The following is a 20,641-nucleotide window of genomic DNA, read 5'->3' as shown; positions in this document are numbered from 1 at the left end:
GTGCACATTTCAAGGTACTAACCAACCCATTTGAAATTTTCGTCATTGTAAACTTTAGATAATGTGCTGTCGGCTGATTAGTTTTCTCCAATCCTTTAATAACACTTTATTGCATCAACGATGGTAAAAGCCTAACAGATTAATCAGCCAGAAAGATTATATCCGACATTCCGCACCCAATTCAGGAATAAAAAGACTCGTATGGTGGCTCCAATATTTTCAGCAGGGCATTTTGGTACGGTTGCATTCCCGTCACCATCCGGTGTTCTTGAAATTCAAAGGTATTAATACCTTCGAAAGTTAAAAATACCCAACGAGCGGTGGGCGATTGCGTCTGCTGCTGCTTCATATCCGGGTAGAATGCCTTGCTTTGTTTCAGACCCGTGCGAATTTTATGTTCAGCGCCGCATACACCATTAAACTACACGTCATCACCATCAATAAGGCTTCGATGCGTTCCGGTTTTTTCAGGTACATTGATGAGGTTAAGAACTCGGGACTTTTTAGGAATCGAAAACCTCGCTCAACTTTCTGCTGGGCTTTGTAATTCGCGAGCAACGCGGCCATATCCAGCGCCTTATCGTCCGCTTCATTGGTCGCCAAAATAAACATCCCCACCTTGAGTCGGGCATACACGACTTTATCCAGTTGACTGTAAGCCCGGCCTGAGAGCCGGTAATGAATCTGAGAGGGTTTATCTTTAGCCGGACGCACGCCCTTGATACGTCATGATTTCCTCCACTTGTGGGGCGTCAATACCGATAAACTGGCATTCGGAGCCAAAATCACGCAGGGCGCATAACGCATCTTCCTTGCAGGCAAACCCTTTTTTGCACAATTTTTCAAACGCTTTCAGCTCTTTTTTCGTTGATTTGAGCGTATTTTTCGTCAAAGTCTGCCCTTCACGTTGACGGGCAGCCGCACTACTCACCAGCAACCAGCGTTGCGGGACCCCGCCATAGCAGGATTCAACCCAACATCCAGCATAACCTTCGGTGAAAGGCTGTAGCTGATGGGGATCCACGTTCAAAAGCTGCTGTTTAGCTTCTTTGAGCGTTAACGGCACGCGGGTAACGAAGCGTTGTTTTTGCTTATGCAGTGAAGTTATTGCCTCTTCACTATAAAGGGCGGCATCGGCGACAAAGTAGCGGCTGTTCTGCGCGGCTTTCAGGCAACGAATATGATGTTTTGTGAATTCTGTGAACGCCCGGGTATCGTTGGTATTTCCGCTCATTGCCTGCATGTAAACGGGTATCCCGGCCTGATTTTCACAAATCAGCTCAAGGATAACCTGGTTCAGCTCAGGCCGATGGTCGCGGCTGTACCCCCGAACCCGTTCAATACGCTGCGTGTCGTCTTTCAGAGGAGACTTGGACTCGCCATCCACATGGAAACTGGAGATGTCGAGATGCACAGAATGGGGTGTTATGCCCAATTTATCAATGACCTGTTCAGCCAGTATCTGATACACTTCTGACACGCCAGCCTCATATAAAGCATCCAATGTACGACCCAGCACGTCATCATTCAGATGTACAGCATCAATACCGGGGCCAATCAAACGTTCAATCGGCTTATGCTGGAAAAAACCGGAAAACATGTGCAGTGTCCGGCTGTGAAACCCCAACCCGTTAAGGATCATCGCAAGAAAAGCCTCGCCATGAGAAACGGTGTGACCCGAATATTTTGGAATGATGGCATCAATGATACGGGGCAATCCGGCTTCATAGCAGAAAGCCGCGATGAGACCAAGGTGATCAAGACGTTTAATGGCAGGTTCTGACTTGAGCATATTCACTTTCCGGCAAATAAAAGTAATATACCCGCTTAACTTGAAGATGCAGTATTCATAACCTGGAAGTTGTCATTAATACGGCACGACAGGTTCCCGGCCAGTTCCGGTAATATTTCCGTAAAAAAGCGATGTATTGCCTGCTTGAACAAGGTCGTCGAGGCGAAATAATGGTTATTCCTGACTTGTTCATTCATCACCTTCCACAGCCTTTCTATCGGGTTCAGATTCGGGCTGTACGGTGGCAGGTAATGAAGCTCAATATTCATCACATAAGCCCAGTCTTTCACCAGCCTGCTTCGGTGGTAACCAGCTCCGTCAAGGATAATATGAACCTTCTGACTGACCGGATAGGTTTCACGCAGAGCAATGAAAAACTCTGCGATGTGATAACTGTCGATACGGTCATACTCGCGTACTACCGTTTTACTAATATCAGCCAGATTAAGGGCCCCCATCAGGTTCAGACGGGTACGGCTTCCCGTGGTTTTCACCGCGGTTTTCTGGCCTTTTCGCATCCAGCCATAAGCCAGTTTCGTCCCCTGCGTGGGATGGACGCCATCAATGAACAGGATGGGCTCATGGTCTCCGGCTTCCTGCTTGAGTTTCCCGTAGGTTTCTATAAAGGCCCGCTGCTGTTCCGCGTTGAACTTGTGTGGCACGCCGGTCGGCTTTTTATAACTGAATCCCTGGTGGTGCAGCCATTTATTCATGCCGGGAACGGTGTAACGGATATCCCACGCTTCTTTGACAAGGCGGATAACCGCCTGTGTGGTGGGCAGAAGATTTGCGGTCAGATAGGCGATAAGTTCCTGAGTCTGTGTTTCGCTGAGATGGCTCTGAGAGCCGCCATTTTCGGGCTTGATTTTACGGTGATTAAGGTAATCGCTGATATGACGATGAACGGTCGTTTCATGAAGACGCAGGGCCTGAGCGATCATGACAGAACTCCAGCCCTCAGAGGCCAGGAGGACCGCTTTGATGCGATCACACTCTCTCTTATCACGGCAGGTGTGATGGAGATGTTCAAGTTCGGCTTTTTGTTCATCGGTAATGAATATTTTCATGACAGATACCATGAACCTCATTTGGGCGAAAATCAAGCAGTTTCAATGATTACGGGTATAGATCAAAATGGGCGATCGCCGTCAATCTCATGGGAACAATAAATATGTAAAATATGCGTAAGATCACACTATTTTTAAATCAGGAATGAGGTGCGGAATGACGGTTATAACCGTTAAACAGGTATTTAAGTGTTAATAAAACGCTAAAATCACTTAAAAACAACGATATGAATTGATTTTAGCATGAGATAACATTAATGACATAAAAAGAGGAATGGTTTTAAATCAAATCGTAAAAAAACAATGCTATTAGAATGATTAAAGCCGTATAAAGCAAATTTAAACCGACGTATTTAAGGTGTTGGTTTTTCATAATAAGTACAATATAGCTACAATCACCCGGCTGACTGATAACTTCCAAACTTTAAAACCTGCATCTTCAAGTTAATTGCGTATATATTGAAAATAGCAGCATGATAAAAAAGCAGCAAGCAGATGCAATGGAGCCAACAAGGTGGGCATTACTAACTCCAGACATACACAGCGGTACTCAATGATGATTTAAAAGCCCGATTCGAGCATTGGTATCCGGGCATAAAATTATGTGAAGAAACGGATCATAATTTGACAGAGGTGGTTACCGATAAGTGCCCCTGACTTTTTTATGCTCTCCTTAACAATAGCCAATTGCCATAATTTTTTGGTAGCGTTCCGCCAGTAATGTTTCAATATCGAGCTTTTTCAATGCTGACAAATCGGCGAGTAGCTGTTGTTTTAAATTTTCACCCGCGATCAGATAATCACGATGAGCACCACCAAGTGGCTCTGGGATAATAGTATCGATAATACCAAGCTCTTTGAGTCGTTTCGCCGTCATTCCCATCACTTCAGCGGCAACCTGAGCTTTTTGGGCATCTTTCCAAAGAATAGATGCGCAACCTTCCGGTGAAATTGCCGCATAGGTACTGTATTCCAACATATTAATACAATCACCAACCCCTATCGCTAACGCACCACCAGAACAACCTTCTCCTGTGATCACACAGACGATTGGCGTTTTTAAGCAAGACATTTCCATAATGTTTCGCGCAATCGCTTCGGCTTGTCCCCGCTCCTCAGCACCAATACCTGGATAAGCACCCGCAGAATCAATAAAAGTCACCACTGGTATATGGAAACGCTCGGCCATTTTCATTAAGCGTAATGCTTTGCGATAACCCTCAGGGGAAGGCATACCAAAGTTGCGCATCACTTTTTCTTTCGTGGTACGGCCTTTTTGCTGCCCTATTACCATCACAGGTTGGCCATCAAGACGAGCTAAACCGCCAACAAGGGCTTTATCATCTGCAAATGCTCGGTCACCCGCTAGCTCTTGAAACTCAGTAAAGATCAAAGAAACATAGTCGAGGGTGTAAGGTCTCATGGGGTGTCTGGCAAGTTGGACGATTTCCCAAGCGCCAAGTTGAGAAAAAATGGTTTTCGTTAATGAAAGACATTTCTTCTCAAGTAATTTAATTTCCTCGTCGATCTTAATATCCGACAGATGGCTATTTTCTTTAAAGGTCACTAAGGCGTCGATTTTTTCATTCAATTCGACGATTGGTTTTTCAAATGCGAGAAAATGAGTAGACATAGAATCCTTAACATGGTAACCATCCCATTTTTAATGGGGGTTATTAGCAGTAGAATTTTTGTTTTGTGACAGCGTCAATTTTTGAATAGGAGTTATTCCCCCTAATCCCATGTTAGGGAGTTCGTGATTATAAGTCTATAACCATCGCGTTGTTTTATCTTAGTGACCATAGATTTTATGCTCTCGTATAGGTGTACAGAGTGAAGTTTGTTATTTAACCTAAGGTTTGATTAAGAAGGGAACTTAGTGCCTGAGGCACGATCAAAGTTTTTGTCAAAGAAAACAAAATCGTGGAGATCCTCAGGCATGTCTAATTTAGAAGAACTTTACTGCTGCGTCGATGATTTTTGCCAAAAATTTATTCCTCTCTGTGCTTTTTTTTCGTCACGCAAGGCTCAAACCTAGGGGATCGCTTTTATTGATTCAACTAAAATTGCCGTTTGTCACAACCTCCGTATTCCCCGTCATCGCGTATTTCAGGGCGTCGCACAGCGAGGGAAAACCCGTACCGGCTGGTTTTATGGCTTTAAACTTCATCGGGTTATTAATGATTGTGGTGAACTTTTGGCGGTTAAGTTGACCTCAGGAAATAAAGATGATCGTCATCCCGTCAAAGCGCGGGTACAAGGGTTAACAGGGTGTTTGTGGCGATAAAGGGTATTTGTCACAGGCCTTGTGCGATGAACTGGAAGCAGAAGGAATAACGTTAATCACTCATGTCCGTAATAACATGAAGGCAAAAGCGTTATCTCTCTGGGATAACCTGATGTTAAGAAGGCGATTTTTGATAGAAACGGTCATGGATCAACTCAAAAATATTTCTCAGATAGCGCATTCAAGACACCGCGTTAGCTCGGTTAATGAGATGGTCACCCCCACCCTGTGAGAGGTACGCTAGCAGGGTATTTTATTTTAGAGGGAACCATCATGCAAAACGTTACGCTTATTGGTATCGATCTCGGTAAACATTCCTTCCATGTCCACTGTCAGGACAGGCAGGATAACGCCCTGCTGCGTAAGAAGTTTTCCCGCACTCAGCTTATTAATTTTCTCGGTTCCTGCAAGGCTGCAACCGTAGTGATGGAGTCCTGCGGTGGGGCGCACTTTATGGCTCGCCGGATCGCTGATTTAGGCCATGAGGCAAAGCTGATTTCTCCGCAGTTCGTCCGTCCTTTTGTTAAGAGTAACAAGAACGATTTTGTCGATGCTGAAGCTATCTGCGAGGCAGCTTCCCGGCCCTCCATGCGCTTTGTGCCCCCCCGCACAGAAGACCAACAGGCGATGGCCGCCCTCCATCGCGTCAGAGACTCACTGATACGGCAACGCGTTAAAACCACCAATCAGATGCACGCTTTTTTGCTGGAGTTCGGCGTCAGTCTGCCGCGCGGTATTGCCGTGATACGACGTCTGGCCGCTGTGCTGGAAGAAAATGACTTTCCGCCTTATCTGGCAAGGGTTCTGAGCAGACTCCACAGTCATTATGTTTACCTCAGCGGAGAAATTGAGGAAGTCGATAAGGAACTGAAAACGCATCTGGCGGAAGATGAAACCGCGCAACGCCTGCTGACCATTCCTGGTGTTGGGCCGGTAACGGCGAGTCTGTTAGCCATGCGGCTGGGGGACGGTAAAAACTATGCCAGCAGCCGTGACTTTGCGGCTTCAACAGGGCTGGTTCCCCGCCAGTACAGCACGGGTGGAAAAACGACACTGATGGGCATCAGCAAGCGGGGTGATAAAAATCTGAGGCGGCTGCTGGTACAGTGTGCCAGGGTCTTTATGCAGCGGCTGGAGCATAATCCAGGGCGTCTGGCAGAGTGGGTGAACAGGCAGCTTGCCCGCCATCACTCGAACGTTGTGGCGTGCGCGCTGGCGAATAAACTGGCACGAATAGCCTGGGCCGTTACGGCACATCAGACGGTGTTCATTAAATAAAAGAGCCAACGAAAAACTGCGTTAGCTCAGTAAGTTAAGCAGTTACCATCTGGTTTTGCGACGACAGATAATTGATGACATGAACGGCATATCGGCCTGCTGATGAACCTGATATAAAAAATGGCTCTCTGAAGCCGACCGGTTTTTAAGGTTCGGCAGGCACGGAACTCATCGTGGCGCGGGCATGACTGCTCACCAGACGCCGAATAGATTTACGCAAGCCCACCATACATCAAAATTTGTGTTGCAAAAACGGGGGTGACCATAGATTTTTATTGGAAATCGTCGCTGGCTTAATTGCTTATACATTCCAACCTAAAAAACCGAGTTTGAATTTACGGGATTGTGATATCGCTATTTTTAAACGAAGCTGAGGTTAGTTACTTAATGGTGTGTACTATTCCGTTGCTTCTGAACCCCTATTATTGCTTAAAATTAGTAAAGAATTTCAAGTTGAACAGGATCACTTATTATTTTAATAACCCCAGTGTCAGATTTCTCAAATTCAATTTGATATTTTTCATTGTCAATGCCTGTGATAATATTATCTAGATAAGAATATGCGAATCTTATTGATTTGTTTTTAGCCCATTCAGGTAATAAGTGTACATAGTAGTTAAAAACTATAAATCCTCTTTTTTTATTTATGTAAGTTATATTTAGAATGTCTTTTAACATCATTCTACCGTAACAAAAATCACCATTTTTATTAAATTCTTTTTTTCCTAAATTGGTTAAGTTCCATAATTTATTTTTTCCCCTTTTAAATAAGATTCCAAAATAGCGCTACATCTTATACTACTCATAATTCTATATATAACAATGGGTTGAATAAGGCCATGTGTAGCAGAATTATGAAATGTTATTTAAAATCCAACTTCACTAATCCAGCATCAACAAGAGATTCCATGTTCGCATTAGCCCATATAGAATTTTCATTAATTGATATTGGCCATTCAGTTTCACCTAGGCATAATAATATTTTATCGTCAATTTATTTTTGTATTTTTTTCTAAACAATTCATTTTCTTCTGAATGACAAAAAAAAGATAAAAACAATAAAAAAAATAAAAAATAGTTTTTCATAAACCACACTCTATATTGTATTCTGTTATGGCATCACTGGCATTTTTATATTTTTTCTTTGTAAGATAGGATTTAGTATAATTCCAATAATAATTTGAAATGCCAGGTACTTCATTATTATACTTTATATCATATTTAATAAATTCCACTGGATATTCTCCAAACATGTCATCATCATTATTTTTTTTGTGAAAAAAAACAATATAATAAACCCCATTTTTTACTCTTAGCTGGTAATCTTGTGTTTTTATTTCAGAAGCAGATAATTTAAAATCAAACCAAGTAAAACCTGTATCATTTGGGAGCGGAACTATATTAAATTTTCCACTCTCATTTTTTATAAAAACAGTTAATGTGTTACTTGGATGAGATGTATTGTTTTCAAATTTAGCATAAAAAACCACATCTTTTTTTCCATCACCGTTCAAATCTATAAGATTGATTCCATCCTTTAGATTTACCTTATTTCCGCAATGAGAAAATGCCTTAAACGAGAAAATAAAAATAAAAATAAGGTAAAATTTATTTTTCATTTAAATAACTCCTAACTAATCTAAACCCAACATCTGGCATCATATATCCTGAACTATGGTTATCACAATTGGACAAGCTGTTTGAATGGGAAAGATAACTTCCACCACAAAAATAATACAACTTAACTTTACCAAGTTCATAACTATCATAGACCCATTCAGAAACATTTCCACTCATATCGTATAAACCTAAGTCGTTTGGAGATAACTTACCTACAACCTGTGTTCCAAAATTATTTGTATTAAACTCTGGATACCACGCCACCTTCTTAGAATCATTGCTCCCAGAGTGATAGTATCCATATCTTCCTGATCGTAAGGCAGGTTTCCCCCCCCTTGCTGCAACATGCCATTCGTTTAAGGTAGGTAAACGATAGCCATTAGCCTTTGTATTTATAAAAACCTCTAAGCTTTTGTCTTTTTTTCTAATAATTTTATTTCCTTTTTGAAAATATACTGGAGTGAGTTTTAATTTCTCACTTAATGCATTTGAAAAAAGAACAGTATCTAGCCATTTAATATTCGTCACAGGATGCCTGCCTTCATCCTGTTCAGGGGGAAGACAATCTTCATAATATGCCCCGTTACATCCATCATCAAAATCATAACCATTTAATATAGCCCATTCATATACCTCTTTATATTCTGAATAAGTAACTTCATTCTTCATGATAAATAACTTTTCAAAATAGTAGATCACTTGGAGGGAACTCAGTCCAATTTTTGCGATCTGATCAATATGCAAAAAATCCCAAGCCACTAAACAGACTGAGTTATGCCTATCATAGCACTGATACCCCACAATGAACGACGCCAGATGAAAAAAATTATCCTGCGCACCCGAGATAAAAATTATGCTCGCAGACTCATGGCCATATTGATGCTACATCAAGGCGATGTCTGTCTCACAGGTCGCCAGAACCCTTTGTGCCGGCCGTTCTTCCGTCAATCGCTGGATAATGGCGAAGGGCAGCGCCGACGCTTAAATTACTCGATCCCGAATACCCTGAAAAAATGGCGAAAATTACCGAGGCGTTGTCAACGTGCTCGGAAAAACATCCCGTTTTTTATGAAGATGAAGTCGATATTGAGCTAAATCCAAAAATCGGTGCTGACGGGTATTTAAAAGAACAGCAAAAACGTATCGTGACACCAGGAAAAAACCAAAAACATTACCTTGCGGGCTGCCTGAATGTTCAAACAGGGAAAATCACTTATGTTGGCGGATTAAATAAGGATTCTCAATTATTTATCAAGGTATTGAAAGAACTTGATCGCCAATATTGTCATGCTGAAACCCTCACGTTAATTTTGGATAATTATAGTATTCACAAAAGCCGGATGGTCAGTGATTGACTGACCCGTCATCCTAAATTTAACCTATTGTTTTTACCTGTTTATTCCCCCTGGCTGAATAAAATTGAGCGCCTGTGGCAATCCTTGCATGAAACGGTGACACGAAATCATTGCTGCCAGTATATGTGGCAGTTACTTGAAAAAGTGAAAACATTTTTGAATTCATTCTCCTACAGGGCTAACAGAGAATAAAAAGAGGGGGTGTATCATAATTATAAAAAGTTATTTATAACCATTAACAAAACCAATTTTTGCTTCTCATTTTCCATTGATAGTTTTATGATGGGCAAATTTTAAGCCATTATTAAAGGCCGTTGTTTTACCTTCTAGTTTTAATTTTAATGGCATAAGGTTTTAACGGTTGTTTTTACCACTTTTAATCACCTGATTTTTATTCGGTTTAATCGGAAGTTCTTTGTCACCCTGATACCGATGTACTATGACGATCACAATCCACTCCACTTTCATGCCTACTACGATGAACATACGGAAAACATCCTAAAAAAGCCTATTTCTTGTACAGACCAATATCTGATTCACAAAAATAAGTCATTAAAAATCAGTTAACTATAAAAAAATCATTTTTTTTCTCATATTCACTGTAAGAAATTGATGTGCGGTGCGACTAATCGAGTGAAGCAAATGCTCGTTTCAGCGAAGCAGTAATTCACCTTCTACACCAATATAAAAGGAACGTTCTATGACTAAACAAACGACAAAAGCATTACTGGCCCTGGCCTTAGGAAGCGCACTGATTACGGTAGGCACTTCAGCAATGGCGGATTCCGGCAGCAAAATGGAGAAATGCTATGGCGTTTCTCTGAAAGGGAAAAACGACTGTAAAGCAGGTGCAGGCACCACCTGTGCTGGTACCTCAAAAAAGGATTATCAGGGTAATGCCTGGAAAATGGTACCGGCGGGTTCCTGCGTAAAAATGAAGTCTCCGACCTCCCCGACTGGTTTTGGTCAACTGGACGCATTTAAAGAAGTGTAATTCTGGCATCAGGCAGGAGCTCATACGATGACAATTTCTTTACCCTCACATAGCGTCTCTCATGATGCTCCTGACTGTCTCATGCTAAATAGGCTTCCGACCAGAGCAGGGGTCGGGCTAAAGCCGGAGCATTTTCGCGCTATCCTGCGCGATAAACCCGACATTGGTTTTTTCGAAATTCACGCGGAAAATTATTTGGTTGCGGGAGGTCCGTTTCATCAAGCACTAACCGCCATTCGCCAAGATTATCCGCTCTCTATTCATGGTGTAGGCCTGTCCATCGGAGGAGAAAATCCTCTAAATCAGACCCATTTACAATGTGTTGCTGCGCTGGTTGAACGCTACCAGCCAGCCGTTTTTTCTGAACACCTTGCCTGGTCGACGCACAACGATCTATTTCTCAATGATCTGCTACCGCTGCCTTATACCGACGTCACGCTGACGCGGGTCTGCGAACACATCGATCAGGTACAGAATGCGCTGCGTCGCCCGATTCTGCTGGAAAACCCGTCCACCTACGTCGAGTTCAGTGCCTCAACCATGAGCGAGACGGACTTTATCTCCGAGGTGATACGCCGCACCGGATGCGGACTACTGCTGGACGTGAACAATCTCTATATCAGTGGCGTCAACCATAATCGCTGTCCACGGCAGATGCTATTCGAGCTTCCACTTCACCGTGTCGGTGAAATTCATCTGGCAGGCTATACGGAAAGCCGCGATGGGGCAAACGACCTGCTGTTGATTGATTCACACGACAGTCATGTGACCAAGCCTGTCTGGGATCTTTATAACGAGACCCTGCGTGAAACGGGGCCGATCGCCACCCTGCTCGAATGGGACAGCAATATCCCACCATTAGACGTGTTGCTGAACGAAGCCGGCCATGCCCAGCGTTACATTACGGAGAGCACGAAAAATGCAACAACAACTGTATCAAGCACTTCTTGATCCCGACCTCACAGTACCAGAGGGGCTGACAGTCTGGAACAATAGCGATCCAGCGGTACGTTTTGCGGTTTATCGTAATAATGTCATGGCGTCGCTGATCGACGCACTGGCCGAAAACTGCCCTGTCCTTCTCGCCCAGCTCGGAGAGTGCTTTTTTCGTGCGATGGCAGCGGAGTTTATACGTCAACAACCGCCACCCTCTCCTGTTTTGGCAAGCTATGGCGCACAATTGCCGGACTGGATTGCGACATTTCAGCCGTTGGCAGACTGGCCTTGGCTGAGCGATCTCACCCGGCTGGAAATGTTGTTTATCGAATCACTGCATGCAGCGGACCCTGCCGAACAGACGGCAGAAGCGGCCCCCGTTGACGATCCCGCACAGTTGCTGATGGCGCTCCATCCTTCGGTACGGCTCTTCAGTTCAGATTATGCCGTCTTCAGCCTATGGGCCTCACACCAACAAAGTGAAAACGAGATGCTGCTGGACCCATTCCAGCCGGAACATATGCTACTGTGCCGCGTTGACGACGACGTACGAATAATGTTGCTCAGCCGTGCGGAAATGCAGTTTATTACCATGCTCCAGTCCGGTCGATGTCTTACCGAAGCCTTAGAGATCGCCGCCGGAGAGGATGCAACTTTTGAACCTCAGTCGGTTTTACAACGCATGCAGCACTATGGACTGATCCTTTCTCTATACAGCAACACGGAGCGCTAAAATGGCATTACTCAATATAGCATTACTCAAAATGTTAGCGTTAAAAGGGCAACACATTGCGCAGGAAAATGTTATTCCCCTTCTGGCGCGCATTAGCCTTGCCGCAACATTCTGGCTGTCAGGCCAAAGCAAAGTGGTGGGATTAAACATAGATATTCTGGAGACACGCACCCCCTGGCAATTAGGGATTCCGCGCGTTACCGATAGCTCCGTGTCACTCTTTACCAGCGAGTACAAACTTCCTCTACTGCCACCCGATGTTGCTGCCGTCATGGCCGCGACCGCAGAACACTTATTTCCGCTGCTGCTGATTGTCGGATTAGCGACACGCTTCTCCGCGCTAGCATTAATGGTGATGACGCTGGTGATTCAGATATTTGTTTATCCGGATGCCTGGCCTGTTCACGCTACCTGGCTGACGGCTCAGTTGTATCTGGTGACTTATGGCGGTGGGAGGTTTTCGCTTGATCGCCTAATTTACCGCCATCGTACCTGATTCCCCCTCCCTACGTTACTTTATTTTGATTCTCATTTTCGCCACGAGCGAATGCGGAAGTGATAGTGCGCAGGTCGGCAAGCTGTTGTCTGAAGTTTCGGCACCCGTCGCATATTCTCAAATGCAGCATTAGCTGAACATGTTGAGAAAGCACGATTTTTTCATCCAGCGCCTGAGACATCAGGCGTGTAGCTTGGTAACAACTAAGCATATTTATCCTCCTGGGAAAACCAGCGTTGTGACAAACATTCACGTAAACGCATACGCGCACGCCAGAGCATCACATTCAGGTTGCTGACAGAGAGCGCCATCTCCTGACAGATCTCCTGAGTCTCAAGACCAATAAATTCGCGCATCATAAATGCCCGTGCGTTTTGCGTTGGCAACTGTGTCAGACAAAGCTCGAAAACCGTCCAAAATTGCTCCTGCTCGGCCGCCTCATCCGGTAAATGCCAGCGCTGAGGATGCTCGTTTCGTGGCCAGTGACCAGACTCATCAAACAGCGCTTCGAAATTTTGCTCATCAACATCATCAGTCAGTTGCACGCTGCTGTGCCGATAACGCATACGCAAGGCGTCCGAGATTTTGTTGCGCAGGATCGTAAACACCCAGCTTTTCCAGGCGGCTCGTCCGGCAAAGGAAGAGGCATTCTTCATCGCCCCTTCCAACGCCTCTTGAACAACGTCTTCCGCCTGATGAAAATCATTCAACTGCAAGCTAGCAAACTGCAACATCTGTTTATGCAGCATGGAAAAAAACTGCGGATCCCGCAGCAGATTATTGATATCGGACATCTTAGTTTCTATCTCAACAGGATTGTTCGGGATAACCGGGTATTACTGGCGGAATCGTTTAAATTCACTCACATGACTTAGGGACCGTTTGGGGAACGGGGACAATTCTAAATTAAATCTGTTTTTTGTACAGCAGGAGATGTGTCTTTTCCCTAGTGCCACCTATTTTTCGTTCAACTTCATAGCGTCATGGAGGAGTAAATCTGACCAGTTCTGCCGAGAGAGTGACCATGCAGATAATAGCTGCAATGGCAGAGTTTAAACAAGACTTACTGATAGAGCGCACTCATTCTGGTATTGCACGAGCTAAAGCAGTAGGAAAGTTCGGTACTTAATGAGGAACAACAACGAGTGGTGATTGAACATCTGAAAGTAGGAAGTAGTGTCAGTGCTAATGTGCACGTTCACCACGTGCACATTTTTATTATTTCCCGAACAACCTGCGATTAAAATCTTCAATCTTTCCAAACATAACCCGCTTTTGCATCGTCAGGCTCCAACTGGCGGACAGCCCAACTGCACTCATCAATCGCCGATACTGCTCTTCATCAAATGGCATATTAAAAGCAATAGCTATCGCTTCTTTAACCAAAACATCACTATTACGGGAAACAAGAACAAAAGGCTCATCCGGGCTAACATTTCCCGCTGCAATAATTCGGTAAAGCCAACCACAGCGGCCACTCTCCTGCATAATGGCAGAAAAATTACTGATACCGGAATGAGAATTGAGTTTGTAACAAGGTGAACGAGGCTGAGTTACCTGAAGCATGGCCTCTCCCCAACTGAAAATATCACCGATACAAACATTCTCTTCAGTCAACCCCGTTGTGGAAATATTTTCGCCAAACGCGGGAGCAATAAAGAAATCTTCCTGATCAGGAAATTGATGTTTCCAGAAATCGTAGTGTTCACGGGGATAATGGCAAAGCGCACGATCGGGGCCACCATGGACGCGGGTTTCGGCCTGTTCATCACCTTCCAATCCAAGAGAAGTCAGACGCAGGCTGCCATCAACCATCCGTTTGTTAATTGCACTGGCAGACAGTTTTTCTGATATTTCAATTTTGCCTGTATATACCTGCGGATAATACATAATTCACTTTCCTTTATTGAAATCAGTCCGACGATATCATCATAAACCAATACCCAATCAATAAAAATGCCGGCAGTAATATCAGCCGGCATAGCAGAAAAGAGAAAATGAGTTAGAAAATTATTTCACTTTGTCCTGATAACGTTTTGCAGCCTCATCCCAGTTAACAACGTTCCAGAACGCTTTAATGTAGTCAGGACGACGGTTTTGATACTGCAAGTAATAGGCATGTTCCCAAACATCCAGACCAGCAATTGGATAGCCAGAAGCACCGGAAATAGCTTCACCCATTAACGGGCTGTCCTGGTTAGCAGTAGATACAACCGCTAGTTTGCCATCATCTTTCAGTACCAGCCACGCCCAGCCGGAACCAAAACGAGTCGCCGCCGCCTGCTCAAATTTCTCTTTAAAAGAATCCACACTACCGAAATCACGTTCAATAGCTTCTTTTAATGGGCCTTGCAGAGTTGTCCCTAATTTCAAGCCCTTCCAGAACAGGCTATGGTTAGCGTGTCCACCAGCATTGTTACGTACAAAAGTACGTTTATCAGCAGGTATCTTATCTAATTGCTGAATCAGATCATCAACATCCAGTTTTGCCAGCTCAGGGAAGGCTTCCAGAGCGCCATTGGCATTATTAATGTAAGTCTGATGATGCTTGGTATGGTGGATTTCCATCGTCTGCTTATCAAAATGAGGTTCCAGAGCGTCATAAGAGTAAGGAAGAGAAGGTAATGAATAGCTCATATCATGTACTCCAGTCATATAAAATGATTCAAAGTCCACACCTTGTGAACAACTTGACTGCTCCTCTCCCTATAAGGAAGAGGATTCCCACTTCACAGAGACGAGCCTGACCCACTGGGACGTGAGCCAGGGCTTACCCTCTCTCCGTGGGCTAACACTGTCAGCCCGACAGCTTTGATATTTCGCGCTTTATATGCGCATTTCATGGAGTCACACACTACATAAATGCAAAAGCGAGAAAACCGCCTCCTTTTATCCCCGTCCTGAAGAACAAGGTTTCCCAGAGGCTGACCGATAATCATTATAGTTAATTAAATATTATTGGAAATGATTATCAATGCCATATTCTCACTATGGTTTTATCATACAACTGTGTTTCAGTGGCTTATCAGTCAATTTATCTATATTTAAGATTATTATTGGATTAGGATTTTAAATTACTATTTTTGGTTAGCAATTAAACCCAATTATCCCCACCACACCAAATGACAATTACGTGAAAAATATTCTTTTTATTGCGTGATCTTCCGCGCAAAAAAAAAACAAAAATTCTCCTTACACTTTAGTTAACCTTGTTTTGACATACTATTAACATTCGCAAGGAGAATATTAATATGACTCAAATAATGAAGCACTCTATTTCTGCTGTCATTGCAGAACATGCTCTGATGAATAAACAACAATATCAACAAGACTATCAATTATCGCTGCAAGATCCCGAAAGATTTTGGGGTGAGAAAGGTAACATTGTTGACTGGATTAAGCCTTACACCAAGGTAAAGAATACCTCTTTTGATCCTGGACATGTCAATATCCGTTGGTTTGAAGATGGAACACTGAATCTAAGCGCAAACTGTCTCGATCGCCATTTAAAAGAGCATGGCAATCAAACCGCTATTATCTGGGAAGGCGACGATCCAGCAGAGTCCAAAACCGTAACCTATCGTGAACTGCATCATGATGTATGCCAGTTTGCTAATGCATTGAAAAATCTTGGTATTAAAAAAGGTGATGTTGTTGCTATTTACATGCCGATGGTGCCGGAAGCGGCAATTGCCATGTTAGCATGTGCCCGCATTGGTGCTATCCATTCTGTTATTTTCGCAGGTTTTTCTCCTGATGCCGTATCCGGTCGCATCATTGATTCGAACACTAAATTGGTTATCACTGCCGATGAGGGTTTGAGAGCTGGACGTACAATTCCCCTGAAAAAGAATGTTGATGACGCATTAAGTAATCCAGCAGTTGTCAGTGTATCCAATGTTATTGTTTTTAAACGTACTGGAAATATCGGTAATTGGTACTCTGGTCGCGACCTTTGGTGGCATGAGTTGACAACAGGCGTAAGTGCTGACTGCCCGGTTGAAGAGGTGAACGCAGAAGATCCCCTGTTTATTCTCTATACTTCCGGCTCTACCGGTAAACCTAAAGGCGTGCTGCACACCACCGGTGGCTACCTTGTATATGCATCCTTAACATTTAAATATGTATTCGACTATCATCCAGGCGAAATCTATTGGTGTACAGCTGATGTGGGCTGGGTGACTGGACATAGTTATCTGCTCTACGGGCCGCTTTCCTGCGGTGCTATCACTCTGATGTTCGAAGGCGTACCAAACTATCCTGAGGTTAACCGTCTAAGTCAGGTTGTTGATAAACATCAGGTAAATATTCTGTACACGGCACCAACAGCAATTCGTGCCCTGATGGCTGAAGGTGACAAAGCTATTGAAGGAACGAAACGTACTTCTCTGCGTATTCTGGGATCTGTTGGTGAGCCAATTAACCCGGAAGCATGGGAATGGTATTACCAGAAAATTGGTAACAGTCAATGTCCGATTGTTGATACCTGGTGGCAAACAGAAACCGGCGGCTTCATGATAACGCCACTGCCAGGAGCAACTGAGCTGAAAGCAGGTTCCGCAACTCTACCTTTCTTCGGTGTTCAACCAGCCTTGGTTGATAACCTTGGTGAGCAATTAGAAGGTGCTTGTGAAGGAAACCTGGTTATTACTGATTCCTGGCCAGGACAAGCACGCTCACTGTTTGGCGATCATGACCGTTTCGAACAAACCTACTTCTCTACCTTTAAGGGTATGTACTTTAGTGGTGATGGCGCACGCCGTGATGAAGATGGCTATTATTGGATAACTGGCCGTGTTGATGATGTATTGAATATCTCCGGTCATCGTCTGGGCACGGCTGAAATTGAATCCGCTTTGGTTTCCCATCCCAAAATTGCTGAAGCTGCTGTCGTCGGTGTTCCGCATAATATCAAAGGTCAGGCAATTTATGCCTATGTCACTTTGAATCACGGCGAAGAACCTTCCCCAGAATTATACACCGAAGTTCGTAATTGGGTGCGTAAAGAAATCGGCCCGATCGCGACACCAGATATTCTGCACTGGACAGATTCTTTACCAAAAACCCGCTCAGGAAAAATTATGCGCCGCATCCTGCGTAAAATTGCTTCCGGTGATACCAGTAATCTGGGAGATACCTCAACACTGGCAGATCCAGGGGTAGTGGAAAAACTATTGGAAGAAAAACAAACAATGAGTATTTCGTGACATACCATGCCGCCGCAAGGCGGCTTAATCAACAAATATAATAAAAATATAAGAGGACATTCTGATGAATGACGCCATTTACCAAGGGATTGAGAACAATCCTCGTTTCAAAGAATTGGTTGAAAAACGAGGCCGTTTTGCATGGCTGCTATCAATAATCACATTAGTTTTGTATGTCAGCTTTATTTTCCTCATTGCATTTGCACCCGAATGGCTGGGTACCCCTCTTTATGCTGGTTCATATATTACCCGTGGGATACCCGTTGGCATTGGCTTAATTGTTATCTCATTCATCTTAACTGGCCTGTATGTCATCAGAGCTAATGGTGAATTCGATCGTCTTACCTCACAAATTCTTGACGAGGTAAAAAAATGAAGAAATTTTTGCTGATAATAATACTTCTATTTCCTAATCTCATATGGGCCGATACAATCTCTGGCTCCGTAGAAAAGCAACCCGTCAACATTCAGGCCATTATTATGTTTGTCCTGTTTGTTGGTTTCACACTCTATATTACTTACTGGGCCTCAAAGAAAACACGCTCCCGTACTGACTACTACACTGCGGGTGGGCGCATTACTGGTTTCCAAAATGGCATGGCGATTGCGGGGGATTTTATGTCCGCAGCATCATTCCTTGGTATTTCCGCTCTGGTCTATACGTCTGGTTACGACGGGCTGATTTATTCTATCGGCTTTCTAATTGGCTGGCCCATTATCCTGTTTCTGATTGCTGAACGATTAAGAAATCTTGGGCGCTACACTTTTGCAGATGTTGCTTCTTACCGGTTACAGCAACGTCCAATCCGGACTTTATCTGCCATTGGCTCACTGGTTGTTGTTGCCCTCTATCTTATTGCACAAATGGTTGGAGCAGGTAAGCTTATCGAATTACTTTTTGGCCTGAATTACCATATTGCGGTCGTATTAGTTGGTATTCTGATGGTACTTTATGTTCTGTTTGGCGGCATGCTGGCAACGACCTGGGTACAAATTATCAAAGCCATTTTATTGCTGGCTGGCGCTACCTTTATGGCTCTTATGGTCATGAAAGCGGTAAACTTCAATTTCAACACGCTGTTTAAAGAAGCTGTTGCTGTTCATTCAAGAGGTGAAGCCATCATGAGCCCAGGAGGGTTGGTATCTGATCCGATTTCCGCTCTTTCTCTTGGTCTCGCGTTGATGTTTGGTACCGCTGGTTTACCTCATATCATTATGCGTTTCTTTACTGTAAGTGATGCGAAAGAAGCACGGAAAAGCGTTTTCTATGCTACTGGCTTCATTGGTTATTTTTACATTCTGACGTTCATCATCGGTTTTGGCGCTATTTTACTGGTCAGCCCAAACCCGTCATTTAAAGATGCTACAGGTGCACTAATCGGTGGTACTAACATGGCAGCCGTTCACCTTGCAAGTGCAGTTGGGGGGGATTTGTTCCTTGGTTTTATCTCTGCTGTAGCTTTTGCCACTATTCTGGCAGTTGTAGCAGGACTGACACTGGCTGGAGCATCAGCAGTATCACACGACCTGTACGCAAACGTCATTAAGCGTGGCAAAGCCAACGAGCGCGATGAATTGAAAGTGTCAAAAATAACTGTTGTGATACTTGGGTTTGTCGCAATCGGATTAGGTGTTTTATTTGAGAATCAGAACATAGCCTTTATGGTTGGATTGGCATTCTCTATTGCTGCAAGCTGTAATTTCCCAATTATTCTTTTGTCTATGTACTGGCGCAAACTCACCACCCGCGGCGCATTAATCGGAGGTTGGCTGGGGTTAATTACAGCTGTCGTTTTGATGATTCTAGGTCCAACAATTTGGGTCGGCATTCTCGACCATGAAAAATCAATCTATCCTTATGAATATCCAGCATTATTCTCAATGATTGTCGCTTTTGCCGGTTCATGGCTATTTTCTCTTACCGATAATTCACTACAAGGTATGCAGGAAAGAGAACAATTCAGAACCCAATTTATTCGATCGCAAACCGGGCTTGGTATCGCACAAGGAAAATCACATTAGTTACGATTTTATACTCAACCTCTCCTTAGGGAGAGGTATTTTTATTAGAAAGCCATCTGAACTCAGAGCTATTTCCCAAGTTAAGTTCTTGTTTTACTCTCAGGTTAATGATTAACTTTATTATTTCAATTCGCTACTTAACACTATTAGCCTATATGAGAAATAAATTACCTATGGTAGATTCACATAATAAAGTCACAACACCAACATTAGACATAATGCAGAAAAATATGCTGATATTCAATCACGCTATTTCTCCAGCACCAGTTACTATATTATCTGTACCTATTTCACTGTCTAATATCACCTTATATCAGCTCAAAGATAAAGCTCATTATGCTTACAATATTGTATCCTTAGCTAAAGATGCAGGATTTAAGGCAACCTGGATAAGTAATCAAGGCAGATCTGGCAAAAGTAACAGCTTAATTACCGTTATCGCTAATATGGCTGATAACAAAATCCATCTTTTTTCTGATGATTACAACGCAGAGAAACCGCATGACTTAAAAATTTTCGAGAGTACCCTTCTATATGAGAAAAAGAAATACGGCTGTAGTACTAAGAAAATATCAGGCCGTTATATGCTTTTTATTTAGGAAACCACATTTAAATTAATCATCAGAAAAGAATTTCTAAGCTCAGATTTCACTGTGTAATAAGAAAAACGCCCCAAAACGCAAAAACCCCCAGCTTACGCTGAGGGTCTTCACCGAATACCAAGCCTGGCAGTTCCCTACTCTCACATGGGGAGACCCCACACTACCATCGGCGCTACGGCGTTTCACTGCTGAGTTCGGCATGGGGTCAGGTGGGACCACCGCGCTATCCCCGCCAGGCAAATTCATTTCATC

The 20,641-nt window shown here is 43.6% G+C and carries 17 protein-coding genes, 1 rRNA gene and 8 pseudogenes; 14 read left to right on the top strand and 12 right to left on the bottom strand.

Annotated elements, in window-relative coordinates; translation table 11 throughout:
• Nucleotides 1-181: 181 nt before the first annotated feature.
• Nucleotides 182-1,792: pseudogene (locus VY86_RS08315) on the bottom strand (IS1634 family transposase).
• A gap of 35 nt (nt 1,793-1,827) precedes the next feature.
• The gene (locus VY86_RS08310; protein WP_046976622.1) at nt 1,828-2,859 is read right to left on the bottom strand and encodes an IS630 family transposase; all 1,032 of its coding nucleotides are present in this window, start codon (nt 2,857-2,859) and stop codon (nt 1,828-1,830) included.
• A 489-nt stretch (nt 2,860-3,348) separates the two neighbouring features.
• Between VY86_RS08310 and VY86_RS24600 the strand changes: the two are divergent.
• Nucleotides 3,349-3,516, top strand: a pseudogene (locus VY86_RS24600) (ISKra4 family transposase); the annotation flags it as partial.
• 16 nt (nt 3,517-3,532) lie between these two features.
• Here the strand turns inward: VY86_RS24600 and accA are convergent.
• On the bottom strand, nt 3,533-4,492 hold the full coding sequence (accA, locus tag VY86_RS08305) for an acetyl-CoA carboxylase carboxyl transferase subunit alpha (RefSeq protein ID WP_046974606.1): 960 nt from the start codon (nt 4,490-4,492) through the stop codon (nt 3,533-3,535).
• Nucleotides 4,493-4,852: 360 nt separating this feature from the next.
• Between accA and VY86_RS24040 the strand changes: the two are divergent.
• The 3 genes and pseudogenes from VY86_RS24040 to VY86_RS26460 form a co-directional block, all read left to right on the top strand.
• Nucleotides 4,853-5,339, top strand: a pseudogene (locus VY86_RS24040) (IS982 family transposase); the annotation flags it as partial.
• Nucleotides 5,340-5,419: 80 nt separating this feature from the next.
• Nucleotides 5,420-6,424, top strand: coding sequence for an IS110 family RNA-guided transposase (locus VY86_RS08300; protein WP_046974605.1), 1,005 nt, complete (start codon nt 5,420-5,422; stop codon nt 6,422-6,424).
• Between the two features lie 269 nt (nt 6,425-6,693).
• A pseudogene (locus VY86_RS26460) lies at nt 6,694-6,798 on the top strand (IS982 family transposase); the annotation flags it as partial.
• Between the two features lie 61 nt (nt 6,799-6,859).
• On the opposite strand, the pseudogene VY86_RS26455 reads toward VY86_RS26460, so the two are convergent.
• The 3 genes and pseudogenes from VY86_RS26455 to VY86_RS08285 form a co-directional block, all read right to left on the bottom strand.
• Nucleotides 6,860-7,510: pseudogene (locus tag VY86_RS26455) on the bottom strand (carbapenem biosynthesis protein CpmH).
• A complete protein-coding gene (gene cpmG / locus VY86_RS08290; protein ID WP_052760796.1) occupies nt 7,507-8,043 on the bottom strand; it encodes a carbapenem biosynthesis protein CpmG in 537 nt (178 codons plus the stop codon). The pseudogene VY86_RS26455 and the gene cpmG overlap by 4 nt, the downstream one beginning before the upstream one ends.
• Nucleotides 8,033-8,719, bottom strand: a pseudogene (locus tag VY86_RS08285) (formylglycine-generating enzyme family protein); the annotation flags it as partial. The gene cpmG and the pseudogene VY86_RS08285, both read right to left, overlap by 11 nt.
• 99 nt (nt 8,720-8,818) lie before the next feature.
• Here VY86_RS08285 and VY86_RS08280 point away from each other — a divergent pair.
• Nucleotides 8,819-9,591: pseudogene (locus tag VY86_RS08280) on the top strand (IS630 family transposase).
• A gap of 162 nt (nt 9,592-9,753) precedes the next feature.
• Here the strand turns inward: VY86_RS08280 and VY86_RS26175 are convergent.
• Complete coding sequence (locus VY86_RS26175) at nt 9,754-9,885, bottom strand: hypothetical protein (protein WP_267481883.1); 132 nt, start codon at nt 9,883-9,885, stop codon at nt 9,754-9,756.
• 214 nt (nt 9,886-10,099) lie between these two features.
• Between VY86_RS26175 and VY86_RS08275 the strand changes: the two genes are divergently transcribed.
• Genes VY86_RS08275 through VY86_RS08260 form a run of 4 tightly spaced genes read left to right on the top strand, consistent with a single transcriptional unit; the run spans nt 10,100 to nt 12,558 of the window.
• Nucleotides 10,100-10,393 (top strand): BufA1 family periplasmic bufferin-type metallophore, encoded by a 294-nt coding sequence (locus VY86_RS08275; protein ID WP_036779464.1) that lies wholly within the window; start codon nt 10,100-10,102, stop codon nt 10,391-10,393.
• A 27-nt stretch (nt 10,394-10,420) separates the two neighbouring features.
• Complete coding sequence (bufB, locus tag VY86_RS08270) at nt 10,421-11,344, top strand: MNIO family bufferin maturase (RefSeq protein WP_046974604.1); 924 nt, start codon at nt 10,421-10,423, stop codon at nt 11,342-11,344.
• A complete protein-coding gene (locus VY86_RS08265) occupies nt 11,313-12,062 on the top strand; it encodes an HvfC/BufC N-terminal domain-containing protein (protein WP_046974603.1) in 750 nt (249 codons plus the stop codon). Before bufB ends, VY86_RS08265 begins: the two co-directional genes overlap by 32 nt.
• Before the next feature lies 1 nt (nt 12,063).
• Nucleotides 12,064-12,558, top strand: coding sequence for a DoxX family protein (locus VY86_RS08260; protein WP_046974602.1), 495 nt, complete (start codon nt 12,064-12,066; stop codon nt 12,556-12,558).
• Nucleotides 12,559-12,568: 10 nt separating this feature from the next.
• Here VY86_RS08260 and VY86_RS08255 read toward each other — a convergent pair whose 3' ends face one another.
• Entirely contained in the window at nt 12,569-12,769 is a 201-nt protein-coding gene (locus VY86_RS08255; protein WP_036846519.1) for an anti-sigma factor family protein, read from the bottom strand.
• Nucleotides 12,762-13,352 (bottom strand): RNA polymerase factor sigma-70, encoded by a 591-nt coding sequence (locus VY86_RS08250; protein WP_046974601.1) that lies wholly within the window; start codon nt 13,350-13,352, stop codon nt 12,762-12,764. The genes VY86_RS08255 and VY86_RS08250 overlap by 8 nt, the downstream gene beginning before the upstream one ends.
• Before the next feature lie 191 nt (nt 13,353-13,543).
• Here VY86_RS08250 and VY86_RS24035 point away from each other — a divergent pair.
• Nucleotides 13,544-13,802: pseudogene (locus VY86_RS24035) on the top strand (recombinase family protein); the annotation flags it as partial.
• On the opposite strand, the gene yiiM reads toward VY86_RS24035, so the two are convergent.
• Nucleotides 13,777-14,448, bottom strand: a complete 672-nt coding sequence (gene yiiM / locus VY86_RS08245; protein ID WP_046974600.1) for a 6-hydroxyaminopurine reductase — start codon at nt 14,446-14,448, stop codon at nt 13,777-13,779. The pseudogene VY86_RS24035 and the gene yiiM overlap by 26 nt on opposite strands.
• Before the next feature lie 120 nt (nt 14,449-14,568).
• Nucleotides 14,569-15,195 (bottom strand): superoxide dismutase [Mn], encoded by a 627-nt coding sequence (sodA, locus tag VY86_RS08240; RefSeq protein ID WP_046974599.1) that lies wholly within the window; start codon nt 15,193-15,195, stop codon nt 14,569-14,571.
• A 614-nt stretch (nt 15,196-15,809) separates the two neighbouring features.
• Between sodA and acs the strand changes: the two genes are divergently transcribed.
• The 4 genes from acs to VY86_RS25315 all read left to right on the top strand — a co-directional run bounded on the left by acs (nt 15,810) and on the right by VY86_RS25315 (nt 20,386).
• On the top strand, nt 15,810-17,765 hold the full coding sequence (gene acs, locus VY86_RS08235) for an acetate--CoA ligase (protein ID WP_046974598.1): 1,956 nt from the start codon (nt 15,810-15,812) through the stop codon (nt 17,763-17,765).
• A gap of 64 nt (nt 17,766-17,829) precedes the next feature.
• On the top strand, nt 17,830-18,141 hold the full coding sequence (locus VY86_RS08230) for a DUF485 domain-containing protein (RefSeq protein ID WP_021325497.1): 312 nt from the start codon (nt 17,830-17,832) through the stop codon (nt 18,139-18,141).
• Nucleotides 18,138-19,787, top strand: a complete 1,650-nt coding sequence (gene actP, locus VY86_RS08225; protein ID WP_046974597.1) for a cation/acetate symporter ActP — start codon at nt 18,138-18,140, stop codon at nt 19,785-19,787. The genes VY86_RS08230 and actP overlap by 4 nt, the downstream gene beginning before the upstream one ends.
• Nucleotides 19,788-19,894: 107 nt before the next feature.
• Entirely contained in the window at nt 19,895-20,386 is a 492-nt protein-coding gene (locus tag VY86_RS25315; RefSeq protein ID WP_046974596.1) for a sulfatase-like hydrolase/transferase, read from the top strand.
• 124 nt (nt 20,387-20,510) lie between these two features.
• Here VY86_RS25315 and rrf read toward each other — a convergent pair.
• Nucleotides 20,511-20,626 (bottom strand): 5S ribosomal RNA (rrf, locus tag VY86_RS08215).
• Between the last annotated feature and the right edge of the window lie 15 nt (nt 20,627-20,641).

The sequence above is a fragment of the Photorhabdus thracensis genome (genome assembly GCF_001010285.1).
In the GTDB taxonomy this organism is placed as follows: Bacteria; Pseudomonadota; Gammaproteobacteria; order Enterobacterales; family Enterobacteriaceae; genus Photorhabdus; species Photorhabdus temperata.
This window is presented reverse-complemented; position numbering and strand designations above follow the sequence as displayed.

Bases quoted from the DNA above. Each gene is read 5' to 3' on its own strand.
- VY86_RS08260 (WP_046974602.1), top strand. From the start codon at position 12,064: ATGGCATTACTCAATATAGCATTACTCAAAATGTTAGCGTTAAAAGGG.
- VY86_RS08255 (WP_036846519.1), bottom strand. From the start codon at position 12,769: ATGCTTAGTTGTTACCAAGCTACACGCCTGATGTCTCAGGCGCTGGAT.
- VY86_RS08275 (WP_036779464.1), top strand. From the start codon at position 10,100: ATGACTAAACAAACGACAAAAGCATTACTGGCCCTGGCCTTAGGAAGC.
- yiiM (WP_046974600.1), bottom strand. From the start codon at position 14,448: ATGTATTATCCGCAGGTATATACAGGCAAAATTGAAATATCAGAAAAA.
- VY86_RS08310 (WP_046976622.1), bottom strand. From the start codon at position 2,859: ATGAAAATATTCATTACCGATGAACAAAAAGCCGAACTTGAACATCTC.
- VY86_RS08230 (WP_021325497.1), top strand. From the start codon at position 17,830: ATGAATGACGCCATTTACCAAGGGATTGAGAACAATCCTCGTTTCAAA.
- VY86_RS25315 (WP_046974596.1), top strand. From the start codon at position 19,895: ATGATTAACTTTATTATTTCAATTCGCTACTTAACACTATTAGCCTAT.
- sodA (WP_046974599.1), bottom strand. From the start codon at position 15,195: ATGAGCTATTCATTACCTTCTCTTCCTTACTCTTATGACGCTCTGGAA.
- bufB (WP_046974604.1), top strand. From the start codon at position 10,421: ATGACAATTTCTTTACCCTCACATAGCGTCTCTCATGATGCTCCTGAC.
- VY86_RS08300 (WP_046974605.1), top strand. From the start codon at position 5,420: ATGCAAAACGTTACGCTTATTGGTATCGATCTCGGTAAACATTCCTTC.
- VY86_RS08250 (WP_046974601.1), bottom strand. From the start codon at position 13,352: ATGTCCGATATCAATAATCTGCTGCGGGATCCGCAGTTTTTTTCCATG.
- cpmG (WP_052760796.1), bottom strand. From the start codon at position 8,043: ATGAAAAATAAATTTTACCTTATTTTTATTTTTATTTTCTCGTTTAAG.
- actP (WP_046974597.1), top strand. From the start codon at position 18,138: ATGAAGAAATTTTTGCTGATAATAATACTTCTATTTCCTAATCTCATA.
- VY86_RS26175 (WP_267481883.1), bottom strand. From the start codon at position 9,885: ATGTTCATCGTAGTAGGCATGAAAGTGGAGTGGATTGTGATCGTCATA.
- VY86_RS08265 (WP_046974603.1), top strand. From the start codon at position 11,313: ATGCAACAACAACTGTATCAAGCACTTCTTGATCCCGACCTCACAGTA.
- accA (WP_046974606.1), bottom strand. From the start codon at position 4,492: ATGTCTACTCATTTTCTCGCATTTGAAAAACCAATCGTCGAATTGAAT.
- acs (WP_046974598.1), top strand. From the start codon at position 15,810: ATGACTCAAATAATGAAGCACTCTATTTCTGCTGTCATTGCAGAACAT.